This is a genomic window from Mycobacterium branderi, from assembly GCF_010728725.1.
In the GTDB taxonomy this organism is placed as follows: domain Bacteria; phylum Actinomycetota; class Actinomycetes; order Mycobacteriales; family Mycobacteriaceae; genus Mycobacterium; species Mycobacterium branderi.
On the sequence record NZ_AP022606.1, the window covers coordinates 4,419,865 to 4,434,378 of the forward strand.

The following is a 14,514-nucleotide window of genomic DNA, read 5'->3' on the forward strand; positions in this document are numbered from 1 at the left end:
TCAGCCGCCGGCGATCCCATACGACGCCGCGGCGGCCGCGTCTTTGGCGGCGTAGCCGGCACCGGACTCGGCGACACCGACGCCGGCCCGACCCAATTCCTGCACACCGCTCGCCACCACCGCGGCATGTTCGCCGCCCCGCACGCTGAGTCCGGCGGCGCTCTGCAGCGACACCGGGTCAGCGGCGGGAGGCACCACCGCGGAGATCACCGGTGCCGCGCCGGCATGGGCGGCCGCCAACCGGGCGGTCAACGCTTCGACAGCCGCACTTGCCGCGGCCAGGCCTTCGGGCACCACACGCAACGTCATGCCGGCAACTCCTCGCACGCTCAACTAATGAACATGATTTTCATTATCTGGCATTGAATACGATGCGGCCCGGTATTTCAAGCCCGACGCACGGGCTGGCGATCGTTTCGGGCTTACCGGTGATCGGCCTGGTCGGGCGCCCAGCTGCCGGGCAGCATCGGCAGGGCCGGGCCGCTGCCGAACCCGTCGCCGGCCAAGGTGGTCAGCCCGGCCGCCGCGGCAGCCGTTTTGGTGCGTATCGCGCCCGCGAAACCGACCGGCCCGGCACCTTGATCCGAGGCAACCGTCGACGTGCCGGGCCCGGCCCAGTCCGGCTCGACCTCGACGTTCATCTCCATGAACTCGTCGCCGTGCCCGCGCAGCCCGGCTCGCCGGCGTCGCCTCGCCCGCTTGTGCTCCCGCGCGGCTGTCGCGGCCGCCGCGGCGGCGTCGGGCTCCGGGGCCTTCCTCCTGGCACCTGCACGGTCGCTGGCGCTCATGCCGGAGTCGAATCCGATGCCGGGAGGCCCGACGAGGTAGGGAGCAGCGAAACTTGCGGCGGCCGGGGCAGGCGGTGCCGCCGGTGCACTGGCGGCGGTGACCGAGCTGGGCGCCGGCGTCGATGCGGTGGTCGTCGCCGGGGCCGGCACCGTCGGCGCAACCGACGGCGACAGCCCGGCGGCCGGCAACGTCTTGGACGGAGCCGGCGCGGATACCGCGTGGGGTGCCGTCGCAGCGGCCGGTTGAGGCATGCCCGCCAAGCCGGCCAGCGCGGCGAAACCCCCTGCGAATCCGGCGTTGACGGCAGTGAGACCGACTGCGGCCGCGATCAGTTCCGGTTGGAACGCATTGATGAACTCGCCCAGGTGACCGATTTCGTCGGCGATGAGTGCCGGGATATCGCTTTCCAGCTGCGATAGCGCCGCGGCGGGATTGGACGGAAACTCCGCGAAGTCCCTGCCGAGGGTGTCGGTGATTTCCGTGACCCGATTGACGTACCAACTCGGGTCGTACGGGTTGCCGCCGTCGTTGTCGATGATGTCCTGGGTACCGCCGTTGTTGGTGCTGTCGGATTTCTGGATCTGCGGCGCCGGCGCGGTACTGGGTGTCGACGCCACCGCGCTACCTGCGACGGCCTGGTAGGTGGTCATCGTGACGGCCGCCTGCACCCACATCCGGGCATAGTCGGCCTCGTTGAGCGCAATCGGAATCGTGTTGACACCAAAGAAATTCGTCGCCAACAACACCGCATGCATTGCATGGTTGGCCGCCAACTCGGCCAGCGTCGGCATCGCGGCCAGCGCCGCGGTGTAGGCCGCAGCCGCAATCTCGTGCTGGGCCGCCGCTGCTGCGCTGTCGGCGCTGGCCTGCGTCAGCCACGCCACATACGGCACATGCGCCGCCACGTACGACTCCGCGCTGGGCCCCTGCCATGCCGCGCCCTGCACATTGGCGAGCAGCGCGGTGAGTTCGTCGGCAACCGAGGCGTACTCAGCGCTCAAAGACGACCACGCGGCGGCGGCAGCCAACAACGACCCCGGTCCGGGACCGCTGCTCAGCAACGCCGAATGCACCTCCGGCGGTGAAGCCATCCAGACCGGCGCCGTCATCTGCAGGTAGTCGCCCGGCGGCGGGAAAAAGTTCCGTCGGATTTTCTAGAGCAGGGTCGGCAACGCGATCGCGGAGTCGAGCGCCAGCGCACAGAACACCACGGCCAGGTAGTTGTTCGACTGCAGGAACAGCCGCAGCGGCTTGACCGGCTCGCCGCGGCACACGCCGGCGTAGAGCTGGTGCGCCATCGCCAGGAACCACACCCCCGCCACGACCGCCACTGCCGTGTACAGCCATCCGGCGGCCAGCGCCAGCACCAGCGTCGCCGCCACGGTCAGCCAGGTGTAGACCAGGATCTGCCTGGTGACGTGGCGCTCGGTCGCCACCGCGGGCAGCATCGGCACGCCGGCCGCCTGGTAGTCCTCCTTGTAGCGCATCGCCAGCGCCCAGGTGTGCGGCGGCGTCCAGAAGAAGATGATCGCGAACATCACCAGCGCGGGCCAACCGATCGTGCCGGTGACCGCCGACCAGCCGATCATCACCGGCATGCACCCGGCCGCCCCGCCCCACACCACGTTCTGCGACGTGCGGCGCTTCAGCAGCAGCGTGTAGACGAACACGTAGAACGCGATCGTGGCGACGGCCAGCAGTCCCGACAGCAGGTTCGTCGTCCACCACAGCCAGAAGAACGAGCCGACGCTGCACGCCAGACCGAACACCAGCGCGTGTCGGGTCGGCACGCTGGCCCGGGCCAGCGGCCGTCGTGCGGTGCGCTTCATCACCTTGTCGATGTCGGCGTCGGCGACACAGTTCAGGGTGTTGGCGCCACCGGCGGCCAGCATCCCGCCAATCAGCGTGTTGAGAATCGGCAACGGGTTCACCGTGCCGCGGTCGGCCAGCAGCATCGCCGGTATTGCGGTAACCAGCAACAGCTCGATGACCCGCGGCTTGGTCAGCGCCAGGTACGCCAAAACCGTGGTGCGTACCTTGCTCGGCGCGACGCGCCCGCGAACGCTCACGCAATAACTCCTCGGGTCGCAGCAGCGCGCAGCTTCTACTACAGACGATGGTAGACCGCGCCCCCGCGCCGCCCACACCGCAGGGTCGATTTGGCGCGCCGGTTTACCCGGCGAACGAAAGTGGTACGTCGAAATCTTCACCTGCCTCGACGCAGGATCCCGCACTAGGGTGGGAGTGGATTAGCTGCCGACCCGAGGAATTGAGTCGTGACCACACTGGAAGACATCTCTGCGCTCACCCGACCGCACCACCCCGATGACTGGACCGAGATCGACTCGGCTGCCGTCGACACCGTGCGGGTGCTGGCGGCCGACGCCGTCCAGAAGGTCGGCAACGGCCATCCCGGCACCGCGATGAGCCTGGCCCCGCTGGCATACACGCTGTTTCAGCGGACGATGCGCCACGACCCCAGTGACACCACCTGGCTGGGCCGCGACCGGTTTGTCCTGTCGGCCGGGCATTCCAGCCTGACTCTCTACATTCAGCTCTACCTCGGCGGGTTCGGCCTCGAGCTGTCCGACATCCAGTCTCTGCGCACCTGGGGCTCCAAGACACCCGGCCACCCCGAGTTCCGGCACACCAAGGGCGTGGAGATCACCACCGGGCCGCTGGGCCAGGGCCTGGCGTCGGCGGTCGGGATGGCGATGGCATCGCGCTACGAGCGCGGCCTGTTCGACCCGGACGCCGCCCCCGGAACCAGCCCCTTCGACCACTACATCTATGTGATCGCCTCCGACGGCGACATCGAGGAGGGCGTGACCTCGGAGGCGTCGTCGCTGGCCGCGGTCCAGCAACTCGGCAACCTGATCGTGTTCTACGACCACAACCAGATCTCCATCGAGGACGACACCAACATCGCGCTCTGCGAGGACACCGCGGCCCGGTACGAGGCTTACGGCTGGCACGTGCAGCGGGTCGAGGGCGGCGAGAACGTCGTCGGCATCGAGGAGGCCATCGCCAACGCCAAGGCCGTCACCGACCGGCCGTCGTTCATCGAACTGCGCACCATCATCGGCTATCCGGCGCCGAACGCGATGAACACCGGCAAGGCGCACGGCGCGGCGCTCGGCGAGGAGGAGGTCGCCGCGGTCAAGAAGGTCCTCGGCTTCGACCCGGACAAGACGTTCGAGGTGCGCGACGACGTTCTGGCTCACACCCGCAAGCTGGTGGACCGCGGCAGAGAGGCGCACGAGCGCTGGCAGCCGGAGTTCGACGCGTGGGCACAACGCGAACCGGAACGCAAGAAGCTGCTGGACCGGTTGACGGCCGAAGAACTGCCCGATGGCTGGGACGCCGACGTCCCGCACTGGGAGCCGGGATCCGCCGAGGTCGCCACCCGCAAGGCTTCCGGTGCGGTGCTGAACGCGGTAGCGCCCAAGCTGCCCGAGCTGTGGGGTGGTTCGGCCGACCTTGCCGAGAGCAACCTCACCACGATCAACAACGCGGATTCCTTTGGGCCGCCATCGATTTCGACCAAGGAGTTCACCGCGTCCTGGTACGGCCGGGTGCTGCATTTCGGGGTGCGCGAGCACGCGATGGGCGCCATCTTGTCGGGCATCGTGCTGCACGGCCCGACCCGGGCCTACGGCGGCACGTTCCTGCAGTTCTCCGATTACATGCGCCCGGCGGTGCGACTGGCGTCCCTGATGGACATCGACACCATCTACGTGTGGACGCACGACTCGATCGGCCTTGGTGAAGACGGGCCGACCCATCAGCCCATCGAGCACCTCTCGGCGTTGCGGGCGATTCCGAACCTGTCGGTGGTGCGCCCGGGCGACGCCAACGAGACCGCCTACGCCTGGCGGTCAATATTGGCGCGCGGCAACGGCAGTGGGCCGGTCGGGTTGTGTCTGACCCGCCAAGGCCTGCCGGTGCTGGAGGGCACCAGCTACGAGGGCGTCTCGAAAGGCGGCTACATCCTCGGCGACGACGGCGGGGAACCCGACGTCGTGCTGATCGCCACCGGCTCGGAGCTGCAGATCGCCGTTGCAGCCAAGAAAGCTTTGGCGGACAAGGGTATTGCGGCGCGCGTGGTGTCGATGCCGTGTCTGGAGTGGTTCGAGTCGCAACCCGAGGACTACCGCGACAGTGTGCTGCCGCCGAGCGTGTCGGCCAGGGTGGCCGTCGAGGCCGGCGTCGCGCAATGCTGGCACAAGCTCGTCGGCGACACGGGTCAGATCGTGTCGATCGAGCATTACGGCGAATCCGCGGACTACAAGACCCTGTTCCGCGAATTCGGGTTCACCCACGAAGCCGTCGTCGACGCCGCCGAACGGGCACTGGACAACTGAGAAGGAGGAAGTGCCAATGACTCAGAATCCGAACCTCGCCGCGCTGAGCGCGGCGGGGGTATCCGTGTGGCTGGATGATTTGTCGCGAGAGCGGTTGCGGTCCGGCAACTTACAGGAACTGATCGACACCAGGAGCGTCGTCGGCGTCACCACCAACCCGACGATCTTCCAGAAAGCTTTCGCGGAGAGCGACGTGTACGACGACCAGCTGGCCGAGCTGGCCTCACGCGGCGCCGACGTGGACGCGACGGTCCGTACCGTCACCACCGACGACGTGCGCGATGCCTGCGACGTGCTGAGGCGTGAGTGGGAGGCCTCCGACGGAGTCGACGGTCGGGTGTCGATCGAGGTCGACCCGCGGCTGGCGCACGATACCGACAAGACCATCGCCCAGGCCGTCGAGCTGTGGAAGATCGTCGACCGGCCCAACCTGTTCATCAAGATTCCGGCCACCGAGGCTGGGCTGCCGGCCATCAGCGCGACCCTGGCGGAAGGGATTTCGGTCAACGTGACGCTGATCTTCTCCGTGGAACGGCACCGCGCGGTGATGGACGCCTACCTCAAAGGCCTGGAGGCGGCCAAGAAGGCCGGTCACGACCTGTCCAAGATCCACTCGGTGGCATCGTTTTTCGTCTCCCGGGTGGACACCGAAGTCGACAAGCGGCTGGAGAAGATCGGCACCCCCGAGGCGCTGGCACTGCGCGGCCAGGCCGGGGTGGCCAATGCCCGGCTCGCCTACGCCGCATACCAAGAGGTGTTCGTCGGCGGGGATGCCTACGAGAAGCTCAAGGCCGACGGCGCACGGGTGCAGCGGCCGCTGTGGGCGTCGACCGGTGTGAAGAACCCCGACTATTCGGACACCCTCTACGTCACCGAGCTGGTCGCCCCCAATACGGTGAACACCATGCCCGAGAAGACGATTGAGGCCGTCGCCGATCACGGTGTCATCACCGGCGACACCGTTACCGGAACCTCAGCGGCGGCGCAGGAGGTGTTCGACAAGCTCGACGCGGTCGGTGTCGACCTGACCGACGTGTTCGTCGTGCTGGAGAACGAAGGCGTGCAGAAGTTCGAGGAATCCTGGAACGAGCTGCTGAAGGAAACCCAAGCCCAGCTCGACTCCACCAGCAAGTGAGCCCGGCCGGTGCCCGGCTCGGTGCGGGGCAGTGGCAAACGCCCCGTGGCGATCGCAAGCGCGGCGAAGCCGGGCGCAGCGGGTCGCCACCAAACCCATTGCGGGACAAGCGCGATAAGCGGCTGCCCCGGATCGCGCCGTCGTGCGGCTTGGTGATCTTCGGAGTCACCGGCGACCTGGCCCGCAAGAAGGTGATGCCGGCCGTCTACGACCTGGCCAACCGGGGCCTACTGCCGCCCACGTTTGCCTTGGTCGGCTTCGCCCGTCGCGAGTGGGAGGACGAGGATTTTGCCCAGGAGGTGTACGAGGCGGTCAAGGAGCACGCCCGCACACCGTTTCGCCAGGCGATCTGGGACCGGCTGGCCGAGGGAATCCGGTTCGTGCAAGGCACTTTCGATGACGATGCCGCTTTCGTCCGGCTGGCCGCGTGCCTGGAGAAGCTCGACGCCGAGCGAGGCACAGGCGGCAATCACGCTTTCTATTTGGCGATCCCGCCCAAGTCGTTCCCGACGGTCTGCGAGCAGCTGGACCGGTCGGGGCTGGCGCGTCCGCACGACGGCCAGTGGAGCCGGGTGGTGATCGAGAAGCCGTTCGGCCACGACCTCGACAGCGCCCGCGAACTCAACAAGGTGGTCAACAGCGTCTTCCCGGAGGAGTCGGTCTTTCGCATCGACCACTACCTGGGCAAGGAGACCGTGCAGAACATCTTGGCGTTGCGGTTCGCCAACCAGCTGTTCGACCCGATCTGGAACGCGCACTACGTCGACCATGTGCAGATCACCATGGCCGAAGACATCGGCCTGGGCGGGCGCGCCGGCTATTACGACGGGATCGGCGCCGCTCGCGACGTGATCCAAAACCATCTGATGCAGTTGTTGGCTCTGACCGCGATGGAGGAGCCGGTCAGCTTCCAGCCCACCGAACTGCAGACCGAGAAGATCAAGGTGCTCTCGGCCACCCAACTGGCGCAGCCGCTGGACGAGACCACCAGCCGCGGCCAGTACACCGCCGGCTGGCAGGGCGGCCAGAAAGTGGTCGGCCTGCTCGACGAGGAGGGGTTCTCGAAAGACTCGGTCACCGAGACGTTCGCGGCCATCACGCTGGAGGTCGACACCCGTCGCTGGGCGGGGGTGCCGTTCTACCTGCGCACGGGAAAACGGCTGGGCCGCAGGGTGACTGAGATCGCACTGGTGTTCAAGCGTGCACCGCATCTGCCGTTCGACGCCACCATGACCGACGAGTTGGGCACCAATGCGCTGGTGATCCGGGTGCAGCCGGACGAAGGGGTCACGTTGCGGTTCGGCTCCAAGGTACCCGGCACCGCGATGGAGGTCCGCGACGTCAACATGGACTTCTCCTACGGCTCGGCGTTCGCCGAGGATTCGCCGGAGGCTTACGAGCGGTTGATCCTCGACGTGTTGCTGGGTGAACCGTCGCTGTTTCCGGTCAACGAGGAAGTCGAATTGGCTTGGGAGATACTCGATCCGGTGCTGGACAATTGGGCCGCTCACGGGAAACCCGAGCCGTACGAGGCCGGCACCTGGGGTCCGGCGTCGTCGTTCGAGATGCTGCGCCGCACAGGCCGGGAATGGCGGCGGCCGTGATTATCGATATGCCGGACACCAGCACCACCGTCATCAACAAGAAGCTCGACGAGTTGCGGGAAAGGGTCGGCGCGGTAACGATGGGCCGAGTTTTGACGTTGGTCATCGCGCCGGACAGCGAAGCGGTACTGGAGGAGTCCATCGAGGCGGCCAACGCGGCCAGCCACGAGCATCCCAGCCGGGTGATCGTGGTGATGAACCGCGACGCCGACGCTCCCGTGGCACGGTTGGATGCCCAGCTGCGGGTCGGCGGTGACAGTGGCGCCGGCGAGGTGGTGGTGCTGTGGCTGTCGGGTCCGCTGGCCGGCCACTCCGCCAGCGTCGTCGTGCCGTTCCTGTTGCCCGACATCCCGGTGGTGGCGTGGTGGCCGGACATCGCGCCCGCGGTGCCGGCTCAGGATCCCTTGGGCAAGTTGGCGATTCGGCGCATCACCGACGCCACTAACGGCGTGGACCCGCTGTCGGCGATCAAAAGCCGACTGCCCGGATACACGCCCGGCGACACCGACCTGGCCTGGAGCCGCATCACCTATTGGCGGGCGCTCCTCGCCTCGGCGGTGGATCAACCGCCGCACGAGCCGATCACGTCGGCGCTGGTGTCCGGCCTGAAGACCGAGCCGGCATTGGATGTGCTGGCCGGCTGGCTGGCCAGCCGCATCGAGGGTCCGGTGCGGCGCGCGGTCGGCGAGCTCAAGGTCGAACTGGTGCGCACCACCGAGACCATCACATTGAGCCGCCCACAGGAAGGGGTGACGGCTACATTGAGTCGCACCGCCAAGCCGGACGCACTGGTTCCCTTGCCGCGCAGGGAAACCCGCGAGTGTCTGGCGGAGGACCTGCGGCGGCTGGATCCGGACGCCATCTACTGTTCCGCGCTGGAAGGAATCGATCGGGTGGAGTATCTATGAGCACCAATGTTGAGACGTTTCCCGACAGCGACGCCCTGGCCGCCGCGGCTGGCCAACGATTGATCGACGTGATCGGGGCAGCGATAGCCGCGCGAGGGCGGGCGCTGGTGGTGCTGACGGGGGGTGGCAACGGCAACCGGCTGCTGGGATACCTCAGAACGCAGCAACGGCGCATCGACTGGACACGAGTGCACCTGTTCTGGGGCGACGAGCGCTATGTGCCCGAGGACGACGACGAGCGCAACGAGAAACAAGCCCGGGCCGCGTTGCTGGATCACATCGACATCCCGGCCCGCAACGTGCATGCCATGCCGGCCAGCGACGGCGAATTCGACAGCGACCTGGCCGCCGCGGCGCTGGCGTATGAACAGGTCCTGGCCGCCAACGCCGAATCCGGCGAGCCCGCACCCGATTTCGACGTCCATTTGCTGGGCGTGGGACCCGAGGGCCACATCAATTCCCTGTTCCCCGACGCACCCGCCGTGCGCGAAACCGCCCGGCTGGTGGTCGCTGTCGACGATTCGCCGAAACCGCCGCCGGAACGCATCACGTTGACCCTGCCCGCGGTCCGGAGGGCCCGCGAAGTCTGGCTGATGGTGTCTGGCGCGGAGAAAGCCGAGGCCGTGGCCGCAGGCGTCGGCGGCGCCGACCCGGTCTCGTGCCCGGCCGCCGGCGCGGTGGGACGGGAGAACACGGTCTGGTTTCTGGACAGCGAAGCGGCCAGCAAGCTGCCCAGTAGCTAGCTCCGCTGCTCGGCCTGCCCGTCGGCGTAGCCCGCGGCATACTCCTCGAGCCGTCGAGCGGTGTCGCGTTGCGCGGCGCTGGGCGTCATGACGTGACGCCGATCCCGCTCACAGTGTCGCTGGTGCATACCCGATCAGATGCACTATCGGCGGCGGCGGTTCCGCGCGTGGTCATAATGATCGTCATGGCCGACAAATCCGAACGCGCGCCCCGGGAGCGAATCAAGACCCTCGCCCAGGCGGCGATGAACGCCGACATCACGGTGGCGCAACTCGAGTCGTTGCTGACAGGTCTCGGACCTACGCTGAACGATCTCAACGAGTCGCTGTCGGTCTTGAATGCCACCGTCGGACGCTTGGACGACGGCCTGGACCACTTCGAAGGCACGTTGACCGGCCTGGACGACCTGGCGCGCCGGCTGGTCGCGCTGATCGAGCCCGTGGAGGCCATCGTCGAACGGATCGACTACATCGTGAGCGTCGGTGAGACGGTGATGTCGCCGTTGTCGGTGACCGAGCACGCCGTGCGCGGCATGCTCAACGCGCTACGGAACCGGACCGTGCGCTGACGTCAGCGGAATTTGATCAGCAGGGCCATCGCCACGATCGACACCAGCCAGATACCGGTGACGAACAGCGTCAACCGGTCGAGGTTTTTCTCCACCACGGTCGACCCCGACAGGCTCGACTGCACGCCGCCACCGAACAGTGTCGACAGACCGCCGCCCTTGGCGCGGTGTAGCAGGACCAGGAGCACCACCAGCACGCTGGTGACCACCAGGATGATCTGCAGGGCCAATTGCATGGCCGCCACCTTACCGGCTGCTGGCCGGCCGGCTGAAATGGATACGGTCCAGCGCCGCCTGGACCGCCGCAGGGAAGCGCGGGTCGGGTTGCAGCGCGTTCTCCCGGGCACAGGCTTCGGTGAACTTGATCACGTGCTCGTCGCCGTTCTCGGCTGTCCGTCCGAACAGCTCCTGCCACGACGGCGACGCGCTGCGGGACGCGACCTCGAGACTCTGCTGCTCGGCGCCGACGTCCCGGGTGAACAGCGCCAACATCGCGAGGTGAACACGCCACATTGCGGCCACTGACGCTTCGTGGAGATCCTCAGGTAGCTGAGCCAGCGCGATCCGCATCGCGGCCGGCGCCGTCACGCCGTGAACCATCGGCACCGGCGGGTCGTCCGGGTGGGCGAGGTAGACACCGGCGAACGTGGTCGTCATCTCGCTCAGCCGCCGTCCCGCATCCAGCGGGCTCAGCGCGCTGAGCGCTTCGACGTAGCCGGGGCTGCCTTCCAACTCCGACAAGTCCGAGCGGCCGCGGCCCACCCGTGTGATCGCCTCGGCGATCGTCTGCTCGCCGGCGAAGGCCACTTCGCCCGGCAGCCGTGCGTGGCGCGCCGCCCAGTAGGCCAGCCCGCGTGCCAATTCGGTCAGCGCCGCGTCGTCGGGGTGGGCGGCGGCGGTCAGGCACCGCACCGCGTGCGCGGTGCGGATCAGCCCGTGAGTCAAGGCCGCCAGCAGGCCCGGCACCAGCCGGGGCCACCAGGTGGCCAGCACTTCACGCCACGGCCGCTCGGCGAGTTCGCGGCGAAACAATGCTTCCCAATCACCGGCCCGCTCGAAGCGTCCCAAAGCCTCGCGCCAGGACTGCTCGTCGGACGGGTCGATCCGGAATCGGGGCTCGGGCGGGTCATGGTGGTCCATCCGACGCTTGTAGTGTTCGACCCACGACGCCACCTCGTCACCAAAACCCAAGGTGCACAACGCTTCAGCCGCCATCGGGCCGTGGTTGGCGAAGTCATGCGGGCCGCGTTCATAGCCGAGCCCGTCGAGACGCTGGTACGCCTCGGCCATCGCGTCGGAATACATCACCCCACGCTACGACCTCAACAGCAGTTGAGGTCAACCCGCGAGTCCGACGCTTACGGGATCGGCCCGCCGGCGGCGATCGCGCACAGCGTGGCGAACTGCTCCCCGTCCAGCGAGGCCCCGCCGACCAGCCCACCGTCGACGTCGTCGCAAGCAATGAGGTCGCCGATGTTCTTCGCGGTCACCGAGCCGCCGTAGAGCACCCGCACCGTCTCGGCGACCTGCGGCGACGCCAGCGACCCCAGCTCCTTGCGGATCGCCGCGCACACCTCCTGCGCGTCGGTGGCACTGGCCACCCGCCCGGTGCCGATGGCCCACACCGGCTCGTAGGCGATGACGACACGGCCGATCTGCTCGGCGGACAGCCCGGCCAGCGAGCCGCGCAGCTGCTCGACGTTGTGGCTCACGTGGTCACCGGCTTCGCGGACCTCGAGGTGCTCGCCGATGCAGACGATCGGGGTCAGCTCGTGCTTGAGCGCGGCGGCGGCCTTGGCGGCCACGAGCGCGTCGTCCTCGTTGTGGTAGGTGCGCCGCTCGGAGTGCCCGACGACGACGTACGTGCAGCCCAGCTTGGCCAGGAACGCGCCGCTGATGTCGCCGGTGTAGGCACCGGAGTCGTGCGGCGAGAGATCCTGGGCGCCGTAGGTCAGCCGCAGCTTGTCGCCGTCGACCAGGGTTTGCACGCTGCGCAGGTCGGTGAACGGCGGGATGACCGCCACGTCGACCTTGTCGTAGTACTTGTCCGGCAGCGAGAAAGCGATCTTCTGCACCAGTGCGATCGCCTCGAAATGGTTGAGGTTCATCTTCCAGTTGCCGGCGATCAGCGGCTTGCGGCTCATGAGTCCAGCACCTCCAGGCCTGGCAACGATTTGCCCTCAAGGTATTCCAGTGACGCGCCGCCGCCGGTGGAAATGTGCGAGAAGCCGTCTTCGGGAAGGCCCAATGCGCGCACCGCGGCGGCGGAGTCGCCGCCGCCGACCACGCTGAACGCCCCCTTGGCTGTCGCCGCGGCGATCGCTTCGGCGACGCCCTTGGTGCCGGCGGCGAAGGCCGGGAACTCGAAGACACCCATCGGGCCGTTCCAGAAGATCGTCTGCGCGTTGGCGAGCAGCTTGGTGAACCGTTCCACCGACCCGGGCCCGATGTCGAGGCCCATCTTGCCGTCCGGAATCTCGTCGGCTGCAACGACCTCCGGCGGCGAGTCGGCGGCGAACTTCTCGGCAACCACGATGTCCCTGGGCAGCCGCAGCACGTCGGCGTAAGTGTCCAGCAGCCGCCGGCAGGTGTCGATCATCTCGGTCTCCAGCAGCGAAGTTCCCACCGAAAGGCCTTGCGCGGCAAAGAAGGTGAAGCACATGCCGCCGCCGATTACGATGCTGTCGGCCTTGGTCGCCAGCTTCTCGATCACTCCGAGCTTGTCGGAGACCTTCGAGCCGCCGAGCACGACGGCATAGGGCCGCTCCGTCGAACTGGTCAGCCGCTCAAGGACTTTCACCTCGTCTGTGACAAGCGTGCCGGCATAGGACGGCAGGAGGGTGGCGACGTCGTACACCGATGCCTGTTTGCGGTGCACCACCCCGAACCCGTCGGACACAAAAGCGCCGTCATCTCCGACCAATTCGACCAGTTGTTTTGCCAGCGCCAGACGCTCCGCGTCGTCCTTGCTGGTCTCGCGCGGCTCGAAGCGAATGTTCTCCAGCAGCAGGACATCTGAATCGGTGAGGCCCTCGGCGCGGGCCAGCGCATCGCTGCCGACGACATCGCCGGCCAGTTGCACGTGCTGCCCCAGTTGCTCGCCGAGCGCGGCCGCGACCGGCGCCAGCGACAGTTTCGGGTCGGGGCCGTCCTTGGGGCGGCCCAGATGCGCCGTCACCACCACCTTGGCGCCGGCGTCGACCAGCGCCCGCAGCGTCGGCGCCGATGCGGCGATGCGGCCGGGATCGGTGATGTTGCCGTCGTCGAGCGGAACGTTGAGGTCGGAGCGCACGAGCACGCCGCGCCCCGAAACCCCTTGTGCCAGAAGGTCTTCCAGCGTCTTCACGGCTTACAGGGACTTACCGACCAGGGCGACCAGGTCGACCAGGCGGTTGGAGTAGCCCCACTCGTTGTCGTACCAGGACACCACCTTGGCCTGGTTGTCGATCACCTTGGTCAGACCTGCGTCGAAGATCGAGCTGTGCGGGTCGGTGACGATGTCGCTGGAGACGATCGGGGCGTCGTAGTACTTGAGGATGCCCTTGAGCTTGCCCTCGGCGGCTGCCTTGAACGCCGCGTTGATCTCTTCTGCGGTGGCCGATTTGGCCAGGTCGGCGGTCAGGTCGGTGACCGAGCCGGTCGGGATCGGCACCCGAAGTGCGTACCCGTCGAGTTTGCCGTTGAGCTCCGGCATCACCAAGCCGATGGCCTTGGCGGCGCCGGTTGAGGTCGGGACGATGTTCAGCGCGGCGGCGCGGGCGCGGCGCAGATCCTTGTGCGGCCCGTCCTGCAGGTTCTGGTCCTGGGTGTAGGCGTGGATGGTGGTCATCAGGCCCTTGACGATGCCGAACTCGTCGTGGATCACCTTGGCCAGCGGCGCAAGGCAGTTCGTGGTGCACGACGCGTTGGAGATGATGTTCTGGCTGCCGTCGTACTTGTCGTCGTTGACGCCGAGCACGATCGTGATGTCGGGGTCGGTGGCCGGCGCGGAGATGACGACCTTCTTCGCACCCGCCTCCAGGTGGCCCTTGGCCTTGGCGGCGTTGGTGAAGATGCCGGTGGATTCGACGACGACGTCGGCGCCCAGGTCGCCCCACGGCAGGGCCGCGGGACCTTCTTTGACCTCCAGCGACTTGATCTTGGCGCTGCCGACGACGATGGTGTCGTCGCCCTCCAGGCTGACGTCCTGCGGCAGCCGACCCAGGATCGAGTCGAACTTGAGCAGGTGCGCCAGGGTCGCGTTGTCGGTGAGATCGTTGACCGCCACCACCTCGATGTCGGTGCTGGTGCCCTGGGCCTGCTGTGCCAGAAGGGCCCGGTAGAAGTTCCGCCCGATTCGACCGAAGCCGTTGATGCCTACCCGGACCGTCACGTCTCTCGTCTCCTTAATTGCTGGTTTGAT

At 67.5% G+C, this 14,514-nt stretch carries 13 protein-coding genes and 2 pseudogenes; 6 read left to right on the plus strand and 9 right to left on the minus strand.

The genetic code is table 11. From position 1 onward, the window contains the following. From G6N47_RS21335 to G6N47_RS21345, 3 genes are all read right to left on the minus strand, one after another. Positions 1 to 309 (minus strand): PE family protein, encoded by a 309-nt coding sequence (locus G6N47_RS21335; RefSeq protein ID WP_083134453.1) that lies wholly within the window; start codon positions 307 to 309, stop codon positions 1 to 3. Between the two features lie 113 nt (positions 310 to 422). Beyond that, a complete protein-coding gene (locus G6N47_RS21340) occupies positions 423 to 1,898 on the minus strand; it encodes a PPE family protein (RefSeq protein WP_083134452.1) in 1,476 nt (491 codons plus the stop codon). A gap of 45 nt (positions 1,899 to 1,943) precedes the next feature. Beyond that, positions 1,944 to 2,858, minus strand: a complete 915-nt coding sequence (locus tag G6N47_RS21345; RefSeq protein ID WP_083134451.1) for a heme o synthase — start codon at positions 2,856 to 2,858, stop codon at positions 1,944 to 1,946. A gap of 207 nt (positions 2,859 to 3,065) precedes the next feature. Between G6N47_RS21345 and tkt the strand changes: the two genes are divergently transcribed. The 6 genes from tkt (at position 3,066) to G6N47_RS21375 (ending at position 10,112) form a co-directional block, all read left to right on the plus strand. Then, positions 3,066 to 5,153 carry a transketolase gene (gene tkt / locus G6N47_RS21350; protein ID WP_083134450.1) on the plus strand — a complete coding sequence of 696 codons (2,088 nt, stop codon included), beginning with the start codon at positions 3,066 to 3,068 and terminating at the stop codon, positions 5,151 to 5,153. 16 nt (positions 5,154 to 5,169) lie between these two features. Further along, positions 5,170 to 6,288, plus strand: coding sequence for a transaldolase (gene tal, locus G6N47_RS21355; protein ID WP_083134449.1), 1,119 nt, complete (start codon positions 5,170 to 5,172; stop codon positions 6,286 to 6,288). Between the two features lie 98 nt (positions 6,289 to 6,386). Further along, a complete protein-coding gene (zwf, locus tag G6N47_RS21360; protein ID WP_083134456.1) occupies positions 6,387 to 7,892 on the plus strand; it encodes a glucose-6-phosphate dehydrogenase in 1,506 nt (501 codons plus the stop codon). Continuing rightward, positions 7,889 to 8,800, plus strand: coding sequence for a glucose-6-phosphate dehydrogenase assembly protein OpcA (gene opcA / locus G6N47_RS21365; RefSeq protein ID WP_139799722.1), 912 nt, complete (start codon positions 7,889 to 7,891; stop codon positions 8,798 to 8,800). Before zwf ends, opcA begins: the two co-directional genes overlap by 4 nt. Then, a complete protein-coding gene (gene pgl, locus G6N47_RS21370) occupies positions 8,797 to 9,543 on the plus strand; it encodes a 6-phosphogluconolactonase (protein WP_083134447.1) in 747 nt (248 codons plus the stop codon). Before opcA ends, pgl begins: the two co-directional genes overlap by 4 nt. Positions 9,544 to 9,719: 176 nt before the next feature. Then, the gene (locus G6N47_RS21375; protein ID WP_083134446.1) at positions 9,720 to 10,112 is read left to right on the plus strand and encodes an ATPase; all 393 of its coding nucleotides are present in this window, start codon (positions 9,720 to 9,722) and stop codon (positions 10,110 to 10,112) included. 2 nt (positions 10,113 to 10,114) lie between these two features. On the opposite strand, the gene secG is transcribed toward G6N47_RS21375, so the two are convergent. The 6 genes and pseudogenes from secG to gap form a co-directional block, all read right to left on the minus strand. Continuing rightward, the gene (gene secG, locus G6N47_RS21380) at positions 10,115 to 10,348 is read right to left on the minus strand and encodes a preprotein translocase subunit SecG (protein ID WP_045377679.1); all 234 of its coding nucleotides are present in this window, start codon (positions 10,346 to 10,348) and stop codon (positions 10,115 to 10,117) included. Between the two features lie 40 nt (positions 10,349 to 10,388). Next, positions 10,389 to 10,517 (minus strand): annotated as a pseudogene (locus G6N47_RS30460) (questin oxidase family protein); the annotation flags it as partial. 510 nt (positions 10,518 to 11,027) lie between these two features. Then, positions 11,028 to 11,417 (minus strand): annotated as a pseudogene (locus tag G6N47_RS30210) (questin oxidase family protein); the annotation flags it as partial. 53 nt (positions 11,418 to 11,470) lie between these two features. Continuing rightward, positions 11,471 to 12,256, minus strand: a complete 786-nt coding sequence (tpiA, locus tag G6N47_RS21390; protein ID WP_083134444.1) for a triose-phosphate isomerase — start codon at positions 12,254 to 12,256, stop codon at positions 11,471 to 11,473. Beyond that, complete coding sequence (locus tag G6N47_RS21395; RefSeq protein WP_083134443.1) at positions 12,253 to 13,458, minus strand: phosphoglycerate kinase; 1,206 nt, start codon at positions 13,456 to 13,458, stop codon at positions 12,253 to 12,255. The genes tpiA and G6N47_RS21395 overlap by 4 nt, the downstream gene beginning before the upstream one ends. Positions 13,459 to 13,461: 3 nt before the next feature. Next, complete coding sequence (gap, locus tag G6N47_RS21400) at positions 13,462 to 14,484, minus strand: type I glyceraldehyde-3-phosphate dehydrogenase (RefSeq protein ID WP_083134442.1); 1,023 nt, start codon at positions 14,482 to 14,484, stop codon at positions 13,462 to 13,464. Between the last annotated feature and the right edge of the window lie 30 nt (positions 14,485 to 14,514).